22 protein-coding genes, 1 pseudogene and 1 riboswitch are annotated in these 23,908 nt (G+C 40.2%); of the genes and pseudogenes, 16 read left to right on the top strand and 7 right to left on the bottom strand.

Annotation, left to right across the window (positions count from 1 at the left end; genetic code table 11):
• The first annotated feature begins 3 nt into the window (after positions 1-3).
• From IEW82_RS06160 to cmr6, 6 genes are read left to right on the top strand one after another with little or no spacing between them, the layout of a single operon-like run.
• Positions 4-1,014, top strand: coding sequence for a hypothetical protein (locus IEW82_RS06160; RefSeq protein ID WP_188690836.1), 1,011 nt, complete (start codon positions 4-6; stop codon positions 1,012-1,014).
• 2 nt (positions 1,015-1,016) lie between these two features.
• A complete protein-coding gene (gene cas10 / locus IEW82_RS06155) occupies positions 1,017-2,681 on the top strand; it encodes a type III-B CRISPR-associated protein Cas10/Cmr2 (RefSeq protein WP_188690833.1) in 1,665 nt (554 codons plus the stop codon).
• Positions 2,681-3,862: a type III-B CRISPR module-associated Cmr3 family protein gene (locus IEW82_RS06150; RefSeq protein ID WP_188690830.1), complete on the top strand. Its 1,182-nt coding sequence runs from the start codon at positions 2,681-2,683 to the stop codon at positions 3,860-3,862. Before cas10 ends, IEW82_RS06150 begins: the two co-directional genes overlap by 1 nt.
• A complete protein-coding gene (gene cmr4, locus IEW82_RS06145) occupies positions 3,852-4,754 on the top strand; it encodes a type III-B CRISPR module RAMP protein Cmr4 (RefSeq protein ID WP_188690826.1) in 903 nt (300 codons plus the stop codon). The genes IEW82_RS06150 and cmr4 overlap by 11 nt, the downstream gene beginning before the upstream one ends.
• Positions 4,747-5,115, top strand: coding sequence for a type III-B CRISPR module-associated protein Cmr5 (gene cmr5, locus IEW82_RS06140; protein ID WP_188690824.1), 369 nt, complete (start codon positions 4,747-4,749; stop codon positions 5,113-5,115). Before cmr4 ends, cmr5 begins: the two co-directional genes overlap by 8 nt.
• Complete coding sequence (gene cmr6, locus IEW82_RS06135; protein WP_188690821.1) at positions 5,115-5,945, top strand: type III-B CRISPR module RAMP protein Cmr6; 831 nt, start codon at positions 5,115-5,117, stop codon at positions 5,943-5,945. Before cmr5 ends, cmr6 begins: the two co-directional genes overlap by 1 nt.
• An 898-nt stretch (positions 5,946-6,843) precedes the next feature.
• Here the strand turns inward: cmr6 and IEW82_RS06130 are convergent.
• On the bottom strand, positions 6,844-7,740 hold the full coding sequence (locus IEW82_RS06130; protein ID WP_188690818.1) for a LysR family transcriptional regulator: 897 nt from the start codon (positions 7,738-7,740) through the stop codon (positions 6,844-6,846).
• Between the two features lie 234 nt (positions 7,741-7,974).
• Here IEW82_RS06130 and IEW82_RS06125 point away from each other — a divergent pair, with 234 nt between their 5' ends.
• Positions 7,975-9,150, top strand: a complete 1,176-nt coding sequence (locus tag IEW82_RS06125) for an MFS transporter (RefSeq protein WP_188690815.1) — start codon at positions 7,975-7,977, stop codon at positions 9,148-9,150.
• A gap of 365 nt (positions 9,151-9,515) precedes the next feature.
• A riboswitch (guanidine-I (ykkC/yxkD leader) is annotated at positions 9,516-9,616 on the top strand.
• A 379-nt stretch (positions 9,617-9,995) separates the two neighbouring features.
• Here the strand turns inward: IEW82_RS06125 and IEW82_RS06120 are convergent.
• Both IEW82_RS06120 and IEW82_RS20555 read right to left on the bottom strand, forming a co-directional pair.
• Positions 9,996-10,415 (bottom strand): hypothetical protein, encoded by a 420-nt coding sequence (locus IEW82_RS06120; RefSeq protein WP_188690812.1) that lies wholly within the window; start codon positions 10,413-10,415, stop codon positions 9,996-9,998.
• A gap of 45 nt (positions 10,416-10,460) precedes the next feature.
• Positions 10,461-10,954, bottom strand: a pseudogene (locus IEW82_RS20555) (YycP family beta-propeller protein).
• Positions 10,955-11,508: 554 nt separating this feature from the next.
• Between IEW82_RS20555 and hprK the strand changes: the two are divergent.
• From hprK to IEW82_RS06075, 9 genes are all read left to right on the top strand, one after another.
• Complete coding sequence (gene hprK, locus IEW82_RS06115) at positions 11,509-12,423, top strand: HPr(Ser) kinase/phosphatase (protein WP_188690810.1); 915 nt, start codon at positions 11,509-11,511, stop codon at positions 12,421-12,423.
• Positions 12,424-12,983: 560 nt separating this feature from the next.
• Positions 12,984-13,769 carry an enoyl-CoA hydratase/isomerase family protein gene (locus IEW82_RS06110; protein ID WP_188690807.1) on the top strand — a complete coding sequence of 262 codons (786 nt, stop codon included), beginning with the start codon at positions 12,984-12,986 and terminating at the stop codon, positions 13,767-13,769.
• Positions 13,770-14,318: 549 nt separating this feature from the next.
• The gene (gene katG, locus IEW82_RS06105; RefSeq protein WP_373285701.1) at positions 14,319-16,538 is read left to right on the top strand and encodes a catalase/peroxidase HPI; all 2,220 of its coding nucleotides are present in this window, start codon (positions 14,319-14,321) and stop codon (positions 16,536-16,538) included.
• Positions 16,539-16,995: 457 nt separating this feature from the next.
• Positions 16,996-17,211 (top strand): aldehyde dehydrogenase family protein, encoded by a 216-nt coding sequence (locus IEW82_RS06100; RefSeq protein WP_308422133.1) that lies wholly within the window; start codon positions 16,996-16,998, stop codon positions 17,209-17,211.
• 281 nt (positions 17,212-17,492) lie between these two features.
• A complete protein-coding gene (locus IEW82_RS06095; RefSeq protein WP_188690801.1) occupies positions 17,493-18,347 on the top strand; it encodes an ABC transporter ATP-binding protein in 855 nt (284 codons plus the stop codon).
• Positions 18,340-18,993, top strand: a complete 654-nt coding sequence (locus IEW82_RS06090; RefSeq protein WP_188690798.1) for an ABC-2 transporter permease — start codon at positions 18,340-18,342, stop codon at positions 18,991-18,993. The genes IEW82_RS06095 and IEW82_RS06090 overlap by 8 nt, the downstream gene beginning before the upstream one ends.
• Entirely contained in the window at positions 18,993-19,364 is a 372-nt protein-coding gene (locus IEW82_RS06085) for a GntR family transcriptional regulator (RefSeq protein ID WP_188690795.1), read from the top strand. Before IEW82_RS06090 ends, IEW82_RS06085 begins: the two co-directional genes overlap by 1 nt.
• A 220-nt stretch (positions 19,365-19,584) precedes the next feature.
• Positions 19,585-20,133: a TetR/AcrR family transcriptional regulator gene (locus IEW82_RS06080; RefSeq protein ID WP_229672381.1), complete on the top strand. Its 549-nt coding sequence runs from the start codon at positions 19,585-19,587 to the stop codon at positions 20,131-20,133.
• 124 nt (positions 20,134-20,257) lie between these two features.
• The gene (locus IEW82_RS06075) at positions 20,258-21,103 is read left to right on the top strand and encodes an oxidoreductase (RefSeq protein ID WP_188690792.1); all 846 of its coding nucleotides are present in this window, start codon (positions 20,258-20,260) and stop codon (positions 21,101-21,103) included.
• A gap of 258 nt (positions 21,104-21,361) precedes the next feature.
• Here the strand turns inward: IEW82_RS06075 and IEW82_RS06070 are convergent, their stop codons facing one another.
• The 4 genes from IEW82_RS06070 to IEW82_RS06055 all read right to left on the bottom strand — a co-directional run bounded on the left by IEW82_RS06070 (position 21,362) and on the right by IEW82_RS06055 (position 23,789).
• A complete protein-coding gene (locus IEW82_RS06070; RefSeq protein ID WP_188690789.1) occupies positions 21,362-21,517 on the bottom strand; it encodes a hypothetical protein in 156 nt (51 codons plus the stop codon).
• 130 nt (positions 21,518-21,647) lie between these two features.
• A complete protein-coding gene (locus tag IEW82_RS06065; protein WP_188690785.1) occupies positions 21,648-22,196 on the bottom strand; it encodes a MarR family winged helix-turn-helix transcriptional regulator in 549 nt (182 codons plus the stop codon).
• Between the two features lie 294 nt (positions 22,197-22,490).
• Positions 22,491-23,153: a hypothetical protein gene (locus IEW82_RS06060; protein ID WP_188690769.1), complete on the bottom strand. Its 663-nt coding sequence runs from the start codon at positions 23,151-23,153 to the stop codon at positions 22,491-22,493.
• 15 nt (positions 23,154-23,168) lie between these two features.
• Positions 23,169-23,789, bottom strand: a complete 621-nt coding sequence (locus IEW82_RS06055; RefSeq protein ID WP_188690766.1) for a hypothetical protein — start codon at positions 23,787-23,789, stop codon at positions 23,169-23,171.
• Positions 23,790-23,908 lie beyond the last annotated feature (119 nt).

Below are 23,908 nucleotides of genomic sequence, written 5' to 3'. Positions count from 1 at the left end.
AGAATGGGATCCATCCAGATACCCTGTAAGGTCATCAGCCCTATGTTCAGTTATGGGAATGGAAAGGGAATAAAAAAGCTTGAGCCAAGACCAACAGAATTAAAAGGGCTCTTGCGCTATGTGTATCGGATCGCAAGCGTTGAATCAGATACAGAAAAGCTTTACAAGTGGGAAACAGCGCTGTTTGGTGGACAGACAAGTGGAGCTACCGAGAAAGCAAAAATTAAAGCTTCACCTCTTAGATTGCAGTTTCAGGAAAACAAATCAAGAAGATGTAAAGGCAAGCAAAGCCTGAGAAGGCACGTCGACAAAAATACGAATGGAAACGGCTGCATGCCCTGTTACTTACCGGGTATGATGTTTGACATCACACTTTCTATGCTTCCTCGAACCGAATATAAACCAATTACTAGTGGGATGCCGGAAAAGAAAAATCTCATGTCGTGGTACCAAGATTTATTCTTGCTTTCAATGGTGATAGGGGGCATCGGTCGGCGTACTAGGCGGGCACGAGGCTGTATGACGACCCAGATGCTGAAGGAAATCTCCCGAAAGGAGCTTTCCGAATGGATAACCCAGCGGCTTAACATTATTTGTGGTTGTGAAGCTTATCAAACGCAAGAGGATATCGTTGATGCTTCTCTATCTCCTAATCAGATCACCAATCGACCTGTGATTGAGCAGATACGTATAGGGCGACCGATTTCTAATGTAGATGACTATCTCATGAAGATAGATAATGCTGCACACAAGACAAGAGCTATCAAACGGGATAAATATGCGACAGGTTTTACAAAACAAAAACAAAAACAAAAACAAAATGGAAAGCCAAAACACCGGTCAAAATGCCTGCCAAATCGCTTGGCATCACCTGCTATCGTTAGCCTTGTAGAAATTAAGGAGGGCCTTTTCCCTGTGTATACGTTGGTAAAGGCTATTTACAATGGTGAGCCTTTGGATTTAGAGCGTCAGGAACGGATGCAATTCTTGCAGGATATTGAGGTGGGTGAGTGAGTATGACAAATTGGTTTTTATTGTTTAAAATCGGTCCTGTACAATCCTTTATCAGTCACTCCAGAAAAATGCGTGACTTATATGCGGGAAGCTTTCTTTTGTCATATTTGATAACTCATGCTATAGAATTTGTACAAAAGGAAAAGGACGTTGAGGTGATTCTTCCCAAAAAAACTGTTAGTCTTCCAAATCAAATTTTGCTGCTGGATCGACAGGGCGAAAGTCATGTCGATAATTTAGCGCATCGTTTGGAAAAAAGTGTTCGAGATGAATTTTATAGCATTTGCAGAACGCTTTTTACAAGATTGGACATTGTAGTGCCAAATGAAGTCTGGGATCAGCTGTCTTCTTTCCCAGAGATTTATTGGGTGTATCAGGAGCATGATCATAGTAGGCCTAACTTTAGCTTTGAACATATTATGGATAAGCTACAATCGGTAAAAAGTCTGCGGCTATTTTCTCAATCTGCTGAGAAAGCTGGACGGAAATGCGCGCTCTTTCCAGAATATAATGCGTTGTATTACAAAAAACGAAAGGATGGTAAAACGCCCAACTACCTCGTCCCCGAGGCTGTGGAGATAACAAGGGATATTCCGTGGCAGTATGCACTGAATCCTGGAGAAAGCCTTTCCGCTCTCGCATTAATTAAACGGATGTTTTATTTCTTAAAAGATAAATTTTCGTCCTATAACGTTGACATTATTTCCGTTGCCTCCATGCTTTTAGATGATGAATTCAAGACGGATAAAAAACTTAATGCGTTATGGAGGACTATGTCTCCAGAAGCAGCAGAAGCCATCTTCGACCTTCAAAATGGTCTGCCGCTTTCTGACGCTGAATATAAAAGGGAAGAACAAGCAGTTGCCAAGACGCTAGTCAAGTCAATGGATCAAGCGGGACTAGTTGTTAGTCCCTATTATGCAGTCACAAAATTTGATGGTGATGGTATTGGATCCCTCTATAAGGAATGTTCTCCTGAGGAGCAAAAACGGCTAAGCAAAGAGATCGGCAATTTTGCAGGAGAGGCACCAGCCATTATACGTGAGCATGGTGGCATGTGTATATATGCTGGTGGAGAAGACTTCCTCGGATTTTTTCCGTTAGATGCAGCCATTCCTGCATTGCTTGAATTGCGAGAGAAATTCCAGGAGAAGGTTCCCCCGCCAAATGGCAAAGTTGAGCGGCTTACTTTTAGCGCTGGAATTGTTATTGCCCATTTGATGCCGCCTTTACAGGATGTTCTGGCACTAGTCGATGAAATGGAGCACTTTGCAAAAGAGAACCCAGGGAAAGATTCCTTTGCCATTGCGGTCTCTAAACGTTCAGGAGGCTCTCTTTCTGTAAGAAACAAGTTTGGAAAGGGAGGGAGTCATCTTAGGGACTTACTGGAAATTTCAGATAGCATAGGGAAAAGGGAGATTTCTGTCTCCTCTCTTCATCAGCTTATATCCGTTTTAGAGGGAATCATTCAGCAGCATGATGGGGATGAGGAAGATATGGTTGAGACATTAATCCGTCAGAGCATGTATCACCATGATAACGACTTGACACCGAATGAGCAAATGTGTAGGTGTTTGATTGACTTCTATCATCAATATGACAGACATTTACCCTCTTTTCTTTCAGCACTTGAAATCGCAATATTTTTAGGAAAGGCGGTATCGTAATGTATTACCGAATAACAGCTGTGGATTCATGGTTTTTCCGTGACTCAGCGCCATATGACGCTGGAGTTAATACCAATGGCAAAAGTCTGTTTCCACCCTTTCCATCTGTCTATGCGGGGGCATTGCGTAGTTGTGCTACGCCCATTTCGCGCTCAGCTGGGAAAAACACGTTCTCACGACGATTAAAAATTGGCTGGAGTGGCGTTATCGCCGATGGTCACTTCCTTTTTCCCCTTCCACTTGATTTATCCATACACAGTACATCAAACACTCGGGCATCGGAGATGAGGCTTGGAGAGGCAAAAGGTAGCAGTTTTCCACTCAAATATTTTCTTGAAGCAGATAAGCAAGAGCAAGATAAGGGAAAACCACCGCATATCTATGGTGGGGCATTTCTGGAGAATACTTCTATGGACGCCTATATAAATGCTGAGGACAAGCGTTATCCTTATCAGGCTCTTGGCGATTACTTTACTGAAGAAACCCGCGTGGGCATTCGCCTTGATCCTTCTTTGGGTCGAGCGGTGGAAGGACAGATGTATCAACAAACGTTCGTTTACCCTAGACGTGAGGGGCGGTCATGCAGTTTGGCACTGGAGGCTACGGGAATAGACGTCCCACAAGGTTCTACTGTTCGGTTGGGTGGTGAAGGCAAGCTCGGAGTGATAGAGTGCGTTTCCAATGCCCCGAAAATTCCTGATGCTCCAGTCATGAATGGTGAGAAGTACTTCAAATTATATTTAGCAACACCCGCTATTTTTGAAAAGGGATGGCTTCCTGGTTGGATTCATACAGAAAATATGACAGGGACTTTTACTCATAAAAAACGTCGGGTTCGTGTAAAATTGGTTAGCGCTGCAGTTGGAAATCATGTCCCAGTAGGTGGATTTGGTTCTGTGGGGATTGGACAAAAGAGTGATGGCAATTATGGGCAGAAGCCTTATCCCAAAGAATTACGCTATGCAGTACCTGGTGGTAGTGTTTATTTCTTTGAGCTATTAGAGGGGTCGATGGCTGATGTTATTCGATTGTTTCATCAGAAATGTATCAGTGATTATCGGGAAACCTTAGGTTTTCGTTATGAAACACGAGATCGACTGCGTTATTGTAGCAGAGGGTTTGGTTATAGTTTGGTAGGAAAAGTCAGTAAGAATCAAGGGGGAATTCTTTATGTACACTGAGAAGAAAGCATTATTTTTAAAAGTATTAACTCCTTTACATGCCGGCAGCGGCACAGAATTGCATGCTGTAGATCTTTCCATTCAAAGAGAAGCACACACTGGGTTTCCTAAAATTGAGGCGTCAACGTTCAAAGGCAGTCTCCGCCACTTCTTTGATCAGACTGTCGAGGATAAGACACGGATGACTCAACTTTTTGGAGCGGAAGATATGGAGGAAACAACGGCTGCAGCTCTGGCTTTGACGGATGTGCGCCTTTTGTTTTTTCCAGTTCGATCTGCAAAAGGCATTTATGCATTGATCACCTGTCCTATGGTAGTAGAGCGCTTCCAAAGGGAAATGAAGAGCATAGGCATAGAGTATACTCTTCCAGACATGAGCCAGCTGCCCTTGCTTTGTAAAAAGGACAGTGAGATTAAGATAGAAAATAATAAAAAGGATACATTAAAATATTCTATTTTGCTAGATGACTATGCTTACGAAATACCCAATCACAACAATGAAGAGGGATTTTCCATATTTTTAAAAGAATTAGAAAAAGTGACAGGTACGTCCTTGTCAAGCCGTGCAGTGCTCCTTTCAAACGATGATTTTAAAGATTTTGTGATGCATTCTACTTCTATTATCACGCGTATTGCAGTGGGCGATGATGGAGCAGCCGAAGATAAAGCTCTGTTTACTGAAGAATATCTTCAAGAAGAAAGTATTCTTTATAGCCTTGTTTTTATGAGTGATGCTAAAACCTCTGGTGAAAAGGTCGACGCTCATAACCTAATGGCAGATTTTACGCATATTCTGCAAGGTCCATCGGCAATGTTTCAAATAGGTGCTGATGCTACTCTTGGAAAGGGATTTGTTCAGGCTTATCTTGCTGGAGGTGGAGAGAATGCGTAAGCAGTTGGCTAATGAACGAGCAAGATTTGCTTTTAAAGAGGTGTCAGGTTTAAAGAAAAATTTAAAGAAGGAATTTTCGAGATACCGTAGTCTTGTCCGTTCTTTTCCTGCAATGATCCTTACCAACGGTTATGGTTCAGCTATGGCATTTTTGTTTTCAAAACAAAAAACGTCTTCTGAAGGACTCTTATACATTCAGCTTTCCAAATGGTTAAACGAACGTTCTTTGTTTAAAAGTCATAAAGAGGATCTAATGGAATACATCACAGAACAGAGTCAGGATGTGTATCGGCAGCTGACGTCTGAAACATTAGCCTTATTAGAGTGGCTTAAACGGTTTGCAGAAGGGATGGACCGTTAATGGGACAATTGTTCCTCCCGAAAGAAACTACAGAACTGTTAAATGGTTTGGGATCTGAGATGGATAATGCCTATTTAGGGTGGTATCGATATGCTAGTTATGACACCCAAAATCAAAAGAAAAAGAAAATAAAGCCATTTAGCTATTATAGTAAAAGAGAGAGAATATTCTCAAAGGCAGACGTTGATTTGTTGAAAACGCAAAATCAAAGAATGAGTCGTATTGCTCAAACGATGCCTTTTCTTCAACTCTATACGATCTGCCAGACGAGTCGATGGGCAATTGGTATAGGGGGAACATCACCATATGGAAATCTGCAAATTATAACGCTTCACCCCCTTTATGGATTGCCCTATCTTCCGGCAAGTGCGCTAAAGGGGCTAATTCGGCGTTGTTGGATTGATCAGTATTATGAGAGTAGCGAATCAAGGGCAAATAAGGATCCTGCATTTGTTCATCTATTTGGATTCGTAGAGGATAGAATAAATGGGGATAAAAGCAAAAAAGGAGCCCTCATCTTTTTCGACAGTTATCCCAAAGCGGGTTCGGAAGGCAAACTCGTAAAGGATATCATAACGCCACATTATCCTCGTTATTACGATGAATTTGGCAAAAAGCCACCTACTGATGATCAAAGCCCGATACCTATTGAATTTTTATGCTTGGAGAACTTTACTTTTACAATTCGTATAGGAGCCCATTTGTCGTTGCCTGCGGATACTGAAGATAAATTAAGAGACGTCATCAAGCGGGCATTTTCGGAGTACGGCATTGGTGGTAAAACTGCATCAGGTTATGGGCGGGGATTGATAATAAGTCATGACAAATAGGATACGATTTTTGCTCCATTGAGGTCATGTTGAGTAAATATGGTTCCATTTAATGAGAACGACTCAATGGTTCTGATAACCTTAGAGCCGTTTTCATTTTTCCTATATATTAATGCCCCTTTAACAATTTTTAAGGGAAGAATTTTAATATTACATCCCTATCGAAAAAACTTGACACATATCCTATAAAATCCATATAATGCATCAACGTTAGAATTGTGATATAGTGTGTATAGATAAAGGATTCAGTCATAACCTAATAAAGACCGCCACACGCTAAAACGTGGGGCGGCCGCAACAGACCGAACCCCATCAAGAGGGGCTAGGCTTATATGGTAGAAATAATCCCTCGAGCCTGTCAAGCACATGAGGGATTATTTTTTGTGGTTTTTATCGGACATAATATAGGCTACTAAAAGCCCGAAGGAAATCATCAGGCTCAGTGCTGTTGCTATGTCCATTGGCAACACCTCCCCTCCTGGGAAATCTCCTAAAAGAGACGAACAGAAGGTTTACAGTGTGCCTAATCCCCCATGTGAAGCCGATCTGTTGTTCCCCTTATTGTAGCATATAACCCACCTTGATAGAATGTTCAGAAAGAATTTTCAGGTGAATAAAATTACAATCAGCAGAGCATTTCTCTGCTTTTTTAATTTCAAAAAGCCAGCAATGGGAATGAAATGGCGAGTCGTCAATAAAACTAAATGCTCCTAATATCTTACCTTTAATTTTCTTTTTTCTGCGCACCTAAAAATAACATTTTCTATTAAATAAACCATTCAATTTGGTTCCTTGATTTTATTAAAACACCCTTCACTAATTTTCAAACACCCTTATTTGACTTAAGCGGAGGAATGCATCCTGAGGGAGCGATTGGGAAGAGATTGGTTCTTGCCTTTTATTTTGTTGCTGAGTTATTTCCCTTTATTTGCTCCTCAACAAAATGAATGAATGCTTGGGCGGCATGACTTAGATATCTATCAGATCTATAGATAAGGCTCATTTCCCTTATAGGAGGATGGTCATGTATTGGAATAAAACAAAGGTTTAGATTTTCAATGGATTCAAGAAGTGATTGGGCTTGAATGGCTACCGCTATGTTTTCTCTTACAAAATTAAAAAGGGAAGGGTTTGAACTCGTTTCAACTACAACATTCAGATGAATGCCATGTTGATGACAATAGTTTTCCAAAAAATCTCTTGCCCAGAATCCTTTTGGATACGTCACAATAGGCATTCCTTGTAGCTCGTGTAAGGCAATGGATTTTTTGCTAGAGAGTTCATTGTTTTTCGAGACAACGATTCCATATGCCTCCTTGACCAATGGGCGTATGACTAATCGTGAATCAAAGAGCGGTTTAGCTGAAATACCAATATCAATCTCATTACTTAGGACCAGTTCAGTTAACTTTACTTCTGAAAAGATTCTCAGCTTTATATTCGGATATTTCTTACAAAAGTCAATAAACATCGGTGTCAGACGAAAATCAAGTTCGGATGGCAGTGCACCAACTCCAAGACTTCCTCCTCGTTGATGACGAAGGTCATCCATTTCAAGGCGGGCATTGTGAAGGGTTTGAAAGATGTCATGGGCATGCTTCAGTAAGACATGTCCCGCCTCAGTTATGGCAATTCTTTTTCCAATACGGTCCAATAAAGGGGTTCCGATTTCTTCTTCCAGCGCTTTAATTTGTAAGCTTAAGTTTGGCTGAGATATCCCCATTTTGTCAGCTGCTTTAGTAAAATGTAATTCCTCGCATATCGCGATAAAATATTCCAGTTGTCTAAGTTCCATACATTCAACTCCTGTCTATAGGATGTAGTTGTTCCTTATTATTTATAAAACAAATCATTATTATAATTTTAATATAATTGATAAATCATTAGTTCTCAACTATGATTGTTGAGGCAACACATGAAAGGTAAAAAAATGAGAGTCAAGAATTAGGAGCTTGACCGGTGATAGGAGACTTTCCCTTAAAAAGGGTGTAGAAGAGACTCCTAATATATTTATGGAGAGGAAAATAATATGAAGAAAAATGTATTGCTCATTATAGCTTTATTTATCGCAGCACTTAATTTGCGTCCAGCCATTAACTCCATCTCACCATTACTGGGGAATATAAGTATAGATCTAGGGATGAGCGCAGCTGTAGCCAGTTTGCTTACTTCCATTCCGGTATTGTGCATGGGGATTTTCTCACCGGTTGCCGTAAAAGCAGGAGGAAAATGGGGAATCGAACGAATGATAGGTCTGTCATTACTCATCATTGGAATGGGGACGGTTATTCGTTTATTTACTCATTCGGTTACCCTCATGCTTATTACTGCTATGATTGCCGGGATTGGCATTGCATTCATTGGCCCCTTATTCTCAGGATTTATCAAAAGGCATTTTCCTAAGCATGTCCCATCAATGATAGCCGTGTATACAGTGGCATTGACTTTGGGAGCCGCTCTCAGCTCCATGCTATCGGCTCCATTGCAGAGAAGCTTTCAATCCTGGCAGAGTTCCCTTGCCTGTTGGGCCATAATTGCTTTTGTTGCTGCTATTATCTGGTTCTTCTTTGTTAATATACAAGTAAGGAAACCTTCTCAGAATTCTTTAGAAGAAATCAAAGCCAAGTTGCCCTGGGGAAACGCGAACGCTTGGGCGCTTACCTTTTCCTTTGGCTTGATGACTATGCTATTTTTTTCAATGACCGCATGGCTTCCTCAGATCGTTCAAGGAATGGGCTATACAAAATCTTACGCGGCAACCTCTTTAACTGTATTCGTAGTTATTCAAATTCCTGTAAGTCTTGTACTCCCTATTTTACTAAAGCACTTTCCGTCTCGACGCTTGTGGTTATTTACAGAATCTTTATTCGAGCTTATAGGTTTAGCTTTACTTATGTTGCACATTGAACCGATCATTGCTTCAGCATTTATTGGTATCGGGGCAGCGGGATTGTTTTCTTTAAACCTTCTCTTACCCATTGATGAGACAAACAATGCTCATGCTGCCGCATCTTGGTCAGCCATGACACAATCGGTTGGCTATGTTATTGGGGCTTTGGGTCCAATTATCATCGGATGGACGCATGATGCTTCCAATAGTTTTACTGCTGCTATTATTGGAATGATCATAATCAATGTATTGATGATCTTTGTTCAACTTGAATCTACAACAAGGAGGAACAAACAGGAAAGTGGTAGTCAATAAATAGAAGGGGAAAGACGGTAGGGTTATGAACATATATGCTTCAAGCTTTATGGACAATTTTCCTATGACACTAGGACAATGAATATCATTTAACGACATTCTTAAAACTTATCAGTCCTGAAAGGAGACATGTTAGGATTTTCATAGAGTGGGTGACAAGGTCTGTTCGCATGGGACAAGGGGATAGGTTCATTAAGATTAATTTGGTTAAGCAGAGTAGAGGAGGATACGTTCTTTTATAATGTCTCACAGAAAAAGAGGATGTTTGAAGTTAATCCAATGATTTTCAGACATTTATTGAAAATAAATGACGAGGTATTGGCTCCTATGAATGGACTAAGGAAAAAGTGTTGGTTATCATAAACAATATTGTTTTATAGGGTTCCGTGATGATGAATCAGACTGGTCCGAGAGAAAAAGCACTGCGTTTATCGTAGTGAACACGGAGGGATAAAAGCCGGGAGAGATATCAATTGATGTCTTTCTCGGGCTTTTTTTATACTATCAGAGTTTGTAACTTCGCTGACGCTCATAAAGAAAGATAGTATAAGTGTAGCTTTGACTTTCGCCACCTGAGGCTTGGAGATAAGCCAAGTCTTCTAACAACATCAGGAGTCCACAACAGGATAAAAACCAGAAATATGTCCTGTTAGGAGGCAGCATGCGCTAAATAATAGGTTGTAAATTTCATAAATGGAAAAAATGCAAAATCTAGAAATTGCAGCATAAGGGGTGGGGGCGGTATCCACAATAAATAAGCAAAATTAATAATACGCACAAAAGCTTATGGTATATCCTTTTGTGGGGAACTATGCGACAAATGATAAAAATCACCAAGTGATCACTCAAGATTTGGGACGGTTTGAAGTCGCGTTACTGATTGTGTTCTGACCCAATTTTGAACGTATAGCATAGAAAACTGATGAGGTAATGATTATCATGGTGACAACCCATAGCCATCCAAGGACCTCGACCGGATTACCTAATGTCGTAGAAACGAGAGCAATAATCAAACAACCATATAGGGCCCCTAATAGAGTAAATGCCCAAAATCCTCTCCACCAGGTGCTGAATGTCTTCAGTTTAAGCAAAATTTCCCCAAATAAAGCTCCGATGAGAATGAAGAAAAAAGAGGCGGGTACAAAATAGGCAAGTGCTGGACCAAGGCCGGGACTTGCCGATGACAAGAATGTTACCAAAAGGATAACGAGAAGACTTACTAAAAACGCTCCAATAAGTGATGTGAGAAAATATATAAACCGCAATAGTGTCCCTCCTTTAGGTTCTTTGTTGAGCAGAGATAAAGGATTTCATTTTAAGATGACAAAATCATAGGTAAACAAGTCTCGATTTTTACGAATGATTTCATCTGTTTCTTTGACCTTAATTGATTTAATTTTTTTGCCTGATTTTATATCATAGCTATCTATTGCTGACTGTTTTGAACCTGTCGTATATTGATAGAAAACATATAATTGATCCTTGTTCCACTCAGTAAGGACAAAGTCTCCATTTCGAGCCTCTTTTCAATTTGAAACACCTTTATTGTATGTCCTGTTAAGATGTTTGTCTTATACACTTGCCCGTTCCCGTCTACAAAATAAAAGTCATTTTTATTGAGAAAAATGCACTTTTGTGGATCAAGGGGCATAGCTTCATCGTGTTTGTTATCACTTATGTATGAAGTGACCAAAGCATCACTTGTTTTTTTATTTTTTAAATTTAAATTGACTAATTTAATAAATTCACCATCACTTTGTCGATCACCTTCTTCAAGGTAGTAGGCATGATCATTAAAATAAATGCCTCACAAAAGTAAACAATTCCAATCTAAACACTTGATTTTATTATATAATTTTCAATTTTTCTACTTATATAAAGCTACAGCAGTAATCCCTTGTTCAGTGATGCCATCAAAAAAACTTACATATTGTCAGCTTTGTGTCGATACAGATAAAAGTATAGGTACCCGTATTTTTTTTATTGTTATAAGGCTATACCTATTCGTGTTTTTTGGGTATCGTATTACAAAAAGGCTAGTTCAATGGGTACAGAGAAAATTCATCGTTCGTTGAAAGAAGTTCTCCCCATGCGTAGAGTGTAAGCCATCCTCAAATAAAAATTGAGTTTAGTGATTACAAAGTAAACTGCATAATCCGAATTCTTCTGCAGGGAACCCTACTAAATTTGTAATGTCTATCAAAAAGCGTTGGCTGAAAAAAGTACTAGGGGATTAGTGTCCTCAGGAACTAAGAAATGAAGCGAATAGTAGTGCCTAGTTTACTTGGGCATGACGATTTCACTATTTTCTAGTATAATTTAAATTTATAAATAATATTAATGGCGGTGATTATGAGCGTGAAGGAAATAAGAGTTGAAGACTTGGTCCGGCAGTTTTCGTTGAAAGTATTGGCTGGTGAGGATCATTTACAGAAGGCAATCACACAACCGCGCGTCCACCGTCCAGGCTTAGAATTTGTGGGACATTTTGATTTTTTTCCAACGGAACGCATTCAAATTTTGGGAAGAAAAGAAATTAACTTTTTACATAAGCAAACTAAAGAGGAACGCAAAATCCGTATTGGTAATATTGTTCATTATCATCCGCCATGTTTTATCGTTACGACCGGTGAAAAGGGGCTCACCTATTTAAGGCATCATTGTAATGAAGAGGGGATTCCGCTGCTAGTCACTGAGATCCCCGAAACCACATCAGAATATATTACAAAATTAGATGCCTATTTAGTTAAGAAGTTAGCTGAAGAAACCTATATCCATGGCGTTTGTATTAATGTGTTTGGCATGGGGATCCTCCTGCGAGGAGATTCTGGGGTAGGAAAAAGTGAAACCGCTCATACACTTATTGGTCGCGGGCATCGACTCGTTGCCGATGATATTGTTGTTCTCAAGAAACTTAGCCCACAAACACTTCTAGGGACCCATGATGAAAAATCGAAGGAGTTTTTGGCGCTCCGAAGCATCGGATTAATCAATGTTGTCCGCTCATACGGATTGAAGGCCTTTCAAAATGAAACACGTATTTCACTGGATATTGAATTAACTCGATGGCAAAAGGATACGTTAAACAATGAATTAGAACAGCGGCCTGAATTCAAAGAATATCTCGGTGTTAAAGTTCCTTCAATAGAAATACAGCTTCAGCCTGGTCGGGACGTCGCAGGATTAATAGAAGCAGCCGCAAACAATTGGTATTTAAGGCAGCAAGGCTACAGCGCTGCATCGGATTTTATGCATCGATTAGAGGAAGAATAATAAATTTTGCAGGATGAGGGAAAAGATTCATTCCTTCCCATAAAAATATTTGTGATTTCGTGAAAAAGGTTTGGGTTTTAAAGCCTTGTTCAGAAGTTGAATAAAGCCAGCAGAGTATTTTCTGTTGGTTTTTTGTATAGTTGCTTTAATAGCTGTAAAGCCGTAACATGACCTTGAGCAAATGGAGACGTGTGTTGTGGGGATTACGAAATATACTGCTATCCGTAAGCTAACAGATAATTACAGAGATCGTCTTCTAGCCGAAAAAATGTGACATGATTTTTGTCTTTAATGGATGGTTAAGGACAAGCGAGTGTGACGCGGAAACAGCCGGATCACAATCAATGGAGATTTTTTCAGGAGAAATGATGGAATAAAGCGAAGGGTTGACAATCGAGCAAACGCAACGCCGCAAATGAAGATGGAGTGAAAAGTATGCTAGAATAAATAATAACCTATATGTGAAACGCATGTTGTAGACGTTAAAAATGTTGCATAGTCATTTAATAACCTATTCTTTAGATATCTATGGATTAGGATTACATCAAAGGTGGAGAAGCATGAAAAGAGATGGCGTCATTCTCGAAAAAAACGGTAAAGTTGCAACTATAACCTTGGATATGCCTGAAACCAGAAATGCGCTTAGCTTGTCTATCATTGAATACATAGACAAACAGGTTGATGAGGTTATAAAAGATAAAGATATACAATGTCTGATCATAACAGGAGGCACAGGAAAGTTCTTTGTTTCGGGTGCGAATATAGAAAATCTAGAAGTCATGACACCTAGTAATGCAAAGGACTTCATAGAAGCTGGACATAAACTTTTTACGAAAATAGAAACACTGGATATTCCCACAATTGCTGCCATTAACGGATATTGTCTAGGCGGCGGCCTTGAATTGAGCATGTGCTGTGACATTCGTATATGTACCAGGAGAGCATGGTTGGGGTTGCCAGAGATCAAAATCGGAATGATTCCCGGATGGGGAGGAGCACTTCGTTTACAAAAGCTAATTGGTCAGAGTCGGGCGAAATACATGATTCTACGTGGCCATATGATCTCTTCTCAAAAAGCATTGGACTTTGGATTAGTATCGGAAGTTTACGGAGATATAAAAACAATGAGAGAGAAGGCTAATGAGTTGGCTGACGAACTTGCTGGTTATGCACCGATAACGATGAAAATGATTAAGAGACAATTCTATGATGCAGCTAATAAACAGACCAGCGATATTGCTGAAACAGATGCCTTGGCATTAGCCTTTTTACAAACCACTGAAGATGCCAAAGAGGGTTTAAGAGCTTATTTACAAAAGAGGCAGCCGACATATAAAGGAAGGTAGGAATGTTGGAAGGCTCGCTAAATAGGGAGAGCTGCTATTTCTCTTTATTCTCTCTAGCTTTCAATGCTCTTCCCTTGAAAAGGCTGCTTTCTTTACTTTATGATGAAAGAAAGCAAGATTCTCGAATATTATTGGAAATTTCAGATTAATAGGTATGTTTGATACGAATGGCTAAGTATTTCTATTCCCCCTATTGAGAACGCACGTCATCTAGATGCAAAACAGGCGATCCTTGCATGAAACCTCTTGGTAGAAATACTAATCTTTTGATACGCGTTTTACTCTTCATGAGCCCTCACCTTAATAGTATTTTTTAGATTTTGGTCGATATATTGGACTGCCACATCCTACACGCGGTATGCATGAGATAAAAGCGGATGGGAGTCATCATCCGTATTCAATCTAGAATTTGTCATAGTTAATCCTTTCAATTTAACTAGGAATTTATTATAATGATTATATAATAATAATTATTATTTATTGTTTATTCGTCAATGCACTGGTGACATCGCAATATATTCTTTTATTTTTAGAGGGGAGAGAAATGGATTGGACAATAAAGACACGACGAACGTTGGCAAATGCCCTGTTCCTCATGGAGAGGCTAATATTGAAAAATGCCCTGTATTTCATGGAGGTGCTACAAGTCAAAAATCTAGTGGTACGACCAATCATGACTGGTGGCCAAATCAGTTAAACTTAAGCATTCTACATCAGCATGACAAGAAATCCAACCCTATGGAGGAAGATTTTGATTATGCTGAGGAATTTAAGAAGCTGGATTACCAAGCTCTTAAGCAGGATATTCGTGACCTCATGACAAAGAGTCAGGAGTGGTGGCCGGCTGATTATGGACACTACGGTCCTATGTTTATCCGTATGGCTTGGCACTCTGCAGGGACTTATCGTATAGGTGACGGACGCGGTGGTGGTGGAACGGGCTCACAACGTTTTGCGCCACTTAACAGCTGGGCTGATAATGCTAACACAGATAAAGCCCGTCGACTGCTATGGCCCATTAAGCAAAAGTATGGGAACAAAATCTCTTGGGCCGACTTAATTCTTCTAACCGGTAATGTTGCACTCGAATCAATGGGTGTCAAAACCTTTGGCTTTGGAGCTGGCCGTCCAGATATTTGGCATCCAGAAGAAGATATCTACTGGGGTACTGAAACAGAAATGCTAGGTAACAATCGTTATACAGGTGATCGTGAGCTTGAAAATCCACTGGCTGCCGTGCAAATGGGACTTATTTATGTAAATCCGGAAGGTCCAGATGGTAAACCCGATCCGCTGGGAAGCGCTCGTGACATTCGCGAAACCTTTGGACGCATGGGAATGAATGATGAGGAAACCTTTGCCTTAATTGCTGGGGGGCATACCTTTGGAAAGGCGCATGGTGCCGGTGATGCAGCTAAAGTAGGTCCGGAACCAGAAGCAGCCCCCATCGAGGCGCAAGGTTTAGGATGGCTAAGCTCATATGGTTCTGGAAAAGGTCGCGATACCATCACAGCTGGTCTTGAAGGGGCTTGGACGCCTAATCCTATAAAATGGGATAATAGTTATCTTGGCTTGCTGTTTGGCTACGAATGGGAGCTGACAAAGAGTCCAGCAGGAGCCTACCAATGGAAAGCTGTCAATCCTAAAGAAGAGGACTTTGCACCAGATGTTGAGGATGCTTCCGTCCGCGTCCCAACAATGATGTTTACCTCGGACATTGCCTTGCGTGAGGATCCGATATATGAGAAAATCGGTCGCCGTTTCCTTGAAAATCCAGAAGAGTTCCAAGAAGTTTTTGCACGTGCTTGGTTCAAACTCTTGCACCGCGATATGGGACCTCGTTCAAGATATCTCGGTCCAGAAGTGCCTGAAGAAGAACTCATCTGGCAGGATCCCGTGCCAACAGTTGAGTATACTTTAACAGATGAAGAAGTTGAAAAGATTAAAGTATTGATCTTAGACTCCGGGCTTACAATCAGCGAGCTTGTTACAACAGCTTGGGCTTCAGCTAGTACATTCCGTGGCTCCGATAAACGCGGGGGTGCGAATGGTGCGCGTATCCGTCTTGCTCCACAAAAGGATTGGGAAGTGAACCAACCAGAACAGCTTTCAAAAGTGCTCAATGTACTAGAAGAGATACAGAATCACCTTGATAAAAAAATCAGCCTTGCTGACTTGATTGTACTAGGCGGTAGCGCCGCCATTGAAAAAGCAGCACAAGAGGCTGGCTTTGATGTCAAAGTTCCATTTGCTCCTGGCCGTGGTGATGCGACACAGGAACAAACAGATGTTGAAAATTTTGAAGTCCTAGAGCCATTCGCTGATGGCTTCCGCAACTATCAAAAGGAAGAGTATAGTGTAGGTCCAGAAGAGCTTCTTGTAGATAAAGCTCAGCTTCTTGGTCTCACAGCACCAGAAATGACTGTACTTATTGGCGGCATGCGTGTTCTAGGAACAAATTACGCGGGCACAAAACACGGTGTGTTCACTGATCGTGTCGGTACACTAACAAATGACTTCTTTGTTAATTTGCTCGATATGGGAGTAGAATGGAAGCCTGTAGATGGTGGCGTTTATGAAGGACGTGACCGTAGCACGGGTGACGTTTTGCGCACGGCTACTCGAGTTGACCTCATTTTCGGTTCCAACTCACAGCTTCGTGCCTTAGCAGAGGTTTATGCTCAAGACGATAACAAAGAAAAGTTTGTTAATGACTTTATTACCGCTTGGGTCAAGGTCATGAATGCGGATCGTTTCGATCTTAAATAACAGCGAGTCTATCCCCCTTGAGAGGTGTCGTTTTAAAAATCAGCGGCTTCTTGCAAGGGGGTTTTTACTATAATTGATAATCCTTCCTGCTGTTCTTTAAGAAAGATAGTCAAGTACACTCTCGCAGTTAACAAATAGAGAACAAAATGAGGGGACAAGCTTCCAAATCAGGAAACGAGCGTAACAAAAGGGAGGGGCAAGAGAACAAGATCCACCCACAAAATAACAAAATATCCAATGCAAAAAAACTAACTTAAAAAGCAGTCGCCCCTTTTGACCAGTTTTTCGTAAATGAGGATTAACATGCTATACGCGTTGCATAAAGGTGCGAATGTCAAGCAGACATAAAATATTAGGGAGATTCGCACCAAAAAAAGCCCTTTTAAAACCCTTTTATTTCCTTTTGAGGATTGTTATAGATGATTTAAAAGTTATTTTTAAGTAAAAATGTGAATTTATTAGGAATATTCCCGCTAGCTTTGGCGTCGCAAGACAGATTGAAAGTGGTATGGCTCATGTCAATGATCAAACCGTTAATGAAGAAGCGAATATGCCATTTGGCGGTGAGAAAGGTTCTGGTGTTGGTCGATTTGGCGGCGATTGGGCATTTGAAGAATTCACTACAGTCCAGTGGGTGTCCGTACAAGAAAAGCCCAGAGACTATTCATTCTAAGCACGGTACTGACAAGCACAAGGGGATTCCCCGCGTGCTTTTGTCATCTATTGGGGGAACTGCCTATATTAGCGCAAGGCAGTTAAATAGGATTTCTCATTTGAAAGGTTGAGCGCTTATATTTAGACCCATTATTGAAAGGCATTCCATAGCTGCTTGCTTTCTTTTAGGAGCAAAATACTTTTGTAAAAATGAGTCATTATAAAAAATTAAGTTGACTTAATAAAACTCCTGGTGTATATTGTGTATATACGATATATACAATTATAAGGAGGTTCAGTATGCTGGCCTTAGATATTAGACATTTAAATAAAAAATATCCAACTTTCGAGTTAAGAGATGTATCGTTTCAACTGGAAAAGGGTTATATTATGGGCTTTATTGGTGCTAATGGTGCAGGGAAAACAACCACCATCAAATCCATCTTAAACATGCTTCATCTTGATAGTGGTGAGGTACACATTTTGGGTAAAAACATTGCTGAACATGAGATCGAATTAAAACAAGAAATCGGATACGCATTTGGTGACATCGATTTTTATACTCGAAGCAAAATGAAAAAGTTGACTGATGTGATCAAGAAATTCTACACGAATTGGGATGATGAAATCTATTACAATTATTTACGAAGATTCAAGCTGGATGAAAACAAAAAAATCGTGGAATTGTCGACGGGAATGAAAGTGAAGTATAGCTTGGCCCTTGCTTTGTCCCATGGGGCGAAGCTCCTCATCCTCGATGAACCGACAAGTGGGCTTGATCCAGTGGCACGAGACGATCTACTCGATATTTTTCAAGACCTTGTAGTAGATGGTGAGATCAGCATTCTTTTCTCGACTCATATTACATCTGATCTGGAGAAGTGCGCTGACTTTATTACGTTTATCGAAAACGGTCAAATCATCCATAGTTCTGAAAAAGATGATTTTATTGCATCATATCGGTTGCTGAATGGGAGTGAAAGCCAGTTGAATCAGGTGAAAGAGCAGCTTATCTCTTACAAAGTAAATTCGTTCGGCTTTACGGGCTTGGTGCGCTCCCAGGACTACGATCCCTCTTCTGGTATTAGCGCAACGATGCCAAGTCTTGAGGAAATCATGATTTATTTTGCTAAAAAGGAGGATATGTATGTATAACTTAGTGATGAAGGATTTAAAGTTGGGCGTCCATCCTATGTTCTTTGTTTTTCCTTTTTTAATAGGCGCATTAATGCTTATTCCCGGATGGATCTATTTCATTGTCCCTCTGTATTTTTGCTGGATCACTATACCGAATATGTTTTCCAATTATAGAAGTCAGAACGATTTGCTGTTTACTACGATGATGCCTGTGACTAAGAAGGACATGGTGAGAGCTAGGGTAACCGTTATTGTCATGCTCGAATTATTGCATATTGTGATTGCCATGATCTATGGCGTGATAATGCTTTGGTTATTCCCAAATGTAAACTATTATTTCTTTGCGCCGCATATGGGCTTTTGGGGACTATGTTTTGTCATGCTTGCCATTTACAACATTATTTTCTTTACGATGTATTACAAAACAGCATATAAACATGGTCAGGCAGCGATCACATCTATTACAGTCGCTATGCTTTTTGCAGGCGTTATACAATGGATCGGAATCCAAAATTCTTTTGTGTCTAACCTCTTCAATGGAAGTGGGGCTCACAATGTAGGACTTCAAACCTCTATTCTGATTGCAGGAATCGTGATATTTATTGCATTTACCCTTGCTGCTTGTCAAATGGCATATAAGCGATTCTTAAAAGTGGAGATCTAATGAACATAGCGATTTCCAATGCATCTGAAAAACCAATTTACCAACAGCTATTTGAACAGATCAGCGCCCAAATATTAAAAGGTGAATTAGAAGGTGGCTACAGTTTGCCACCCATCCGACAAGCGGCCAAGGAACTTCGGGTTAGCATTATTACTGTAAAGAAAGCCTGGGAAGAACTCGAACGATGCGGTTTAATAAATACGATAACGGGTAAAGGCTGTTTTGTAGCTGAGTTCTTATCTGAAGAGATGGGGCGAATACGTGAGGAAATGGTCTTAAAGCAAATGGTTAACGATGTGTCTTATTACAAGTCATTTGGCCTCACCATTGAAGAAGTCATTGAGCTTTTAAAGAAGGCTTATACTGTTTGATTGAGCAGTATAAGCCTAATTCGTTTTTTAGGCTATTTGAGGATGAAAGTATAAGTTCAAGCTACCCCTTTCATTACTTGAGGCTTGCGCAGACAACTTTAATGTGTGATCCAAAAAATCAAGAAATAAGGGGAAGTTTTAAATTAATTCAACGTAAATAGTTGACAGTTAATAAATGAATGTTTATTCTTTTATTATGAGACATAGAGATGATAACAAAGTGGAGGCTATCTTCCAGGCAACAGTGCAGTTAGTGAATGAGATCGGCTTTGCTGATACGACTATTTCTAAAATTGCCAAACGCGCCAAGGTATCAGTGGCAACGATTTATATTTATTATGAGAATAAGGAGGATATGCTTCTTAAAACCTATTTAAAAGTAAAAGAAGCGATGAGTCACATCATGTTTGAAGGTTTTGACCCAGCAGCTTCGATTAAAGAGCGACTGGATACTGTCATTCGGAATTACACAAGGTTCATTCAGTCGAATAAAGATTACTTCTTATTTTTAGAACAAATTATGAATTCACCACTGCCGCATTTATGGTGCCTAGATGAAACCGAAGCAATGTTTAAACCCATTTATAATTTATTTGAAGAAGGACAGAAGCAGCAGCTCTTAAAACCAGTTGATGTGTCCATTCTCATTGCCTATGCTATATACCCAGTAGCCCGACTGATAAAGCAGTTTTTGGAGAGCAGCGGAAGCATCACAGAAAAAGAGATGGAAACATTGTTGCAAATGAGTTGGGATGCTGTAAAAGCATAGTCCTTCCATGAAAATTATTATTCATTTCTCAAACGGAGGAAGGAATAATAATTTTTCCCAAATTATAAGTGAACATTCATTTATTTATGCCTCGTATTTAAATTTCTTAAAAGGAGTTTTTAGTATGACGAAGCAAAAGGTATGGTTTATCACAGGGAGTTCCCGTGGGTTAGGTCGTCACATTGTGGAGGCAGCTTTAGAAAAAGGAGATTTTGTTATGGCAACGGCGCGTAAGGAAGAAGCATTGTCTGATTTAGTAAGGCAATATGGAAGCCGTATTCGAACATTTTCATTAGATGTAACGAATGAACAGGAAGTAGTGACAACAGTTAAGAAAGCCGCAGCTTTATATGGCCGCCTAGATGTTGTGGTCAACAATGCAGGGTATGGAGATATAGCGGCTGTTGAAGATGTCACCATGGAGGACTTCCGTGCACAGATCGACACGAACTTCTATGGAGCTGTCTATGTTTCAAAAGCAGTTACCCCTATACTCCGTCAGCAAGCTTCTGGTCATATTATTCAAATCTCAAGTTTAGGGGGACGCATTGCCTCGCCTGGATTAGCAGCGTATCAAAGTGCAAAATGGGCATTGGGTGGCTTTTCTGAAGCATTGGCACAAGAAGTGGCTCCATTTGGTGTTAAAGTAACAATTATTGAACCGGGTGGGATGCGTACAGATTGGGCTGGATCGTCAATGACCATTCCACCAATTAGTGCCCCCTATGAAGAAACAGTTGGGGTCTTTGCAAAAATGGTGCGGAAAGGATCAGGGCACCAGCCAAGTGATCCAGCTAAAATTGCTAGGCTGATTGTTCAATTAACAGAGAGTGATGAGGTGCCACTGCGGTTACTTATCGGTAAAGATGCTGTACAATACGCAGCAGCTAGTGCACAACAGCGCGTCAAAGAAGACAATCAATGGCGACACTTAAGTGAATCCGTAGCATTCGATACAGAAGAATCGTAAAGGCATTTTCTTCTGTGAAGAGGATTCTCTTGGGCCGCTCCCATTCACTTGGACGTTGCAATGAAGCCTTTTCCATATATGATGATGCTCTATGCCTAGACAAGGACCGGGCATGCTTTTAAGCCCGGTTTTGATTGTACTATCAGAATGTATAAATAAAGGAAGAGAGTATAAGTGCAACTCTGACTTTCGCCACCTGAGGCTTGGCGATAAGCCGAGTTTTCCAATCAGAAAGTACCCTTCTCTCCCTCCTGCTTTTTAATCATCTTTTTTTATCGTAAAGGCGGAAGCTAAGCCGATAGCAAGTGTGAGAGCCAGCAGGATAAAAGCGAGTGGGAAACTTCCTGTTTTCATAAAAGCGATAGATCGTCCTGGAGCAACGCTTGTTCCGGCAAATAGAATCACCGTATACATAGAGATGGCAATCCCACTAACTTGGAATAGCTTTCTCCCTAAATGAGATCACTCCTTATTATTTGATAAACTAATAGTTATATTCTAATTAAATGGCTAAAAGGATTAAACTGTACGTTCCTCGTACAGTTTAACGCTCCACTCCCAGTTTTTGCTGTAAAGAATGGTTGAGCTTATTGACGATTTTCTCAAAAACCTGACGCTCTTCAGGCTCCAAATCAGTCAATATGGAAGCACAGAAGGACCAATAGGTGGGTAAAGCCTTATCAACGAAAGTACGACCTTCTTCTGTAATACTGACAAAGACTTTTCTGCGATCTTGAGCGCTATGGTTTCGAATGACGAGCCTTCTTTTCTCCAACCAATCGATCAAGGATGTTGCTGAGGCTCTTGTAATGCCTAAGCGTTTAGCTATTGCTGAGGGTGTCGCACGTTTGTCGCCATGTAAAGTGAGTAAGATTAACAGGTCTAATTTACTTTCTGTAATGCCAAATGGGGCAAGCTCCACATCGATGGCATCTAAAAAGTAATCACTTAGCCAAAGCAGCATTAATCCTCTTTTTGCATCATCTATGGGGGTATCTGCCCTAGCGGACCTTTTAATAAGCTCTGCATAGGGCTCTAGTCCTAATTTAGGCAGTGAATCCTCGTTGATGGGATCTCTTTCAACCTTTGACATGTTATCACCTTTTGATTAGATTATCTAACTATAAAGCATTCTAACAACAAAACAAAAATGATGCAAGGGGGGATATTTTCCAATGTGTTCGAGATATAGAGATTCTGATATCAAAGCAATAAAACATCAAGAGCGGAGAGAATGCCCATGAAAGCTTGCATGTAATAAACTAAAAAAAGACTCCACAAAAGGAGTCCTGCTTTCTTACTTGCTGAGAAACCTGTTTTCAACAGAGCTTTAGAGCAATAAATAAAGGTAGGGTATTAGGGCATTAAAATTATTAGGAACAATGATTTAAAATTGAACCTTCGTCACTTGGGGTTCACTTAGCTCTGTCCCGTCCTCATCATTACTCCAGGTATCACTGGTTACGATTTTGATCCACTTAACCTCATTAATATTGACATCATCAGGAAGTATAAAGCCACAGTAGCCTTTTTGCTTGGCTTGACCATAGAAGGTATCATCTGTTGAGGCATCCAAGTAATCATTATTTTCCATACTGATTTGTTGTCCTGTACTCAAAATGACTTTATCAATCGGAGGGTACATATTCACTGTGTCTTTAGATGTATTTTGCACTTCATAGGAGAGTTGTAAGCCATTAAAGTGATCAGAATGGAGGCCATATGATTCTTGCATATCTGTGTCTAAGTGCGTAAATGCAAGGAATTTGATAGATCCAATCGTGAGTTTTATAGGTTTCACATCAACGCTTTGCTTGACATCATAAATACGCTTCAATGTCGTTGTGGAATCATTGGTTTTGTAGGTCTCACCAACTCTTGTTAAAGTTGGGTCATTCCCATCTGGATCATTGGACACCTTTTTTTTCTTTACAACATGCGCTTTTTTAGCATCTGATTGTTCTTTTGTTCCTTGATCACTATTATTAGCACAAGCAGCTAAAACAACGAGCAGCAGTATTGATAGAATAATTGCTATATATTTTTTCATCCTAAAGTCCCCTTATTAGTTCGGTTGTTGCGTTTGACTTAATTGATCTAATTTACTGGCATTGGCTTCAACAGTGTTTTCTAAAGCCTTATCAGAAACGAGCTTCCAATCGCCGTGTTTATCTTTCTTTAAAGACAAGGTCTCAGTTCGAGTAGACATTTTTGCATCCTTAGCATTGAGGTTCTTTAAGAATTCTTTTTCCATGAACGCTTGATTGTCTTTGTCTGCTTGCTTTTGATCTTCACTAAAGGCATTAGCAAATGCATTTTTGAATGACGCTTCCATTGCTTTACCCATTGCAGTCGCTACATCGACAGACGTAATCTTGACTTTAACCTTGGCTGTATCTCCATTTTGTGAGACCAATGTGGGTTTCTCGAAAGTATAGCCTTTTGTTATCGCCTTAAATAACGTGTTGGCATCTATAGCGTCCTTTGAATCTTTGCTATCGGTGAATGAATTCAATACGTCATCCTTAGAGTGTTGAACCAATGTGCTGGCGCCTTTGAGATCACTTTTCTGGACATCCTTCAAAAATTTGCTGACTGTATCTGTTGGCTTTGGACCAAATGTACACCCTGTTAAAACAAATATGGATATAGCTCCAATTAATAAACCCTTGACGACCTTATTCATTTAACTTCCCCCAAAAATTAATATATTTAGTGACTCTCTAGTTCATAAGTCCTGAATCATCATAATACTGAAGAGATGTGAAAACAACCCTACGGGCAATAGACAGAACACTTTGTATT

Source organism: Pullulanibacillus camelliae, from assembly GCF_014642655.1.
Lineage (GTDB): Bacteria > Bacillota > Bacilli > Bacillales > Sporolactobacillaceae > Pullulanibacillus > Pullulanibacillus camelliae.
This window is presented reverse-complemented; position numbering and strand designations above follow the sequence as displayed.

Coding starts and splice junctions, on each gene's coding strand:
- IEW82_RS06160 (WP_188690836.1), top strand. CDS start 4: ATGGGATCCATCCAGATACCCTGTAAGGTCATCAGCCCTATGTTCAGT.
- cas10 (WP_188690833.1), top strand. CDS start 1,017: ATGACAAATTGGTTTTTATTGTTTAAAATCGGTCCTGTACAATCCTTT.
- IEW82_RS06150 (WP_188690830.1), top strand. CDS start 2,681: ATGTATTACCGAATAACAGCTGTGGATTCATGGTTTTTCCGTGACTCA.
- cmr4 (WP_188690826.1), top strand. CDS start 3,852: ATGTACACTGAGAAGAAAGCATTATTTTTAAAAGTATTAACTCCTTTA.
- cmr5 (WP_188690824.1), top strand. CDS start 4,747: ATGCGTAAGCAGTTGGCTAATGAACGAGCAAGATTTGCTTTTAAAGAG.
- cmr6 (WP_188690821.1), top strand. CDS start 5,115: ATGGGACAATTGTTCCTCCCGAAAGAAACTACAGAACTGTTAAATGGT.
- IEW82_RS06130 (WP_188690818.1), bottom strand. CDS start 7,740: ATGGAACTTAGACAACTGGAATATTTTATCGCGATATGCGAGGAATTA.
- IEW82_RS06125 (WP_188690815.1), top strand. CDS start 7,975: ATGAAGAAAAATGTATTGCTCATTATAGCTTTATTTATCGCAGCACTT.
- IEW82_RS06110 (WP_188690807.1), top strand. CDS start 12,984: ATGAAAAGAGATGGCGTCATTCTCGAAAAAAACGGTAAAGTTGCAACT.
- IEW82_RS06095 (WP_188690801.1), top strand. CDS start 17,493: ATGCTGGCCTTAGATATTAGACATTTAAATAAAAAATATCCAACTTTC.
- IEW82_RS06090 (WP_188690798.1), top strand. CDS start 18,340: ATGTATAACTTAGTGATGAAGGATTTAAAGTTGGGCGTCCATCCTATG.
- IEW82_RS06085 (WP_188690795.1), top strand. CDS start 18,993: ATGAACATAGCGATTTCCAATGCATCTGAAAAACCAATTTACCAACAG.
- IEW82_RS06075 (WP_188690792.1), top strand. CDS start 20,258: ATGACGAAGCAAAAGGTATGGTTTATCACAGGGAGTTCCCGTGGGTTA.
- IEW82_RS06070 (WP_188690789.1), bottom strand. CDS start 21,517: ATGTATACGGTGATTCTATTTGCCGGAACAAGCGTTGCTCCAGGACGA.
- IEW82_RS06065 (WP_188690785.1), bottom strand. CDS start 22,196: ATGTCAAAGGTTGAAAGAGATCCCATCAACGAGGATTCACTGCCTAAA.
- IEW82_RS06060 (WP_188690769.1), bottom strand. CDS start 23,153: ATGAAAAAATATATAGCAATTATTCTATCAATACTGCTGCTCGTTGTT.
- IEW82_RS06055 (WP_188690766.1), bottom strand. CDS start 23,789: ATGAATAAGGTCGTCAAGGGTTTATTAATTGGAGCTATATCCATATTT.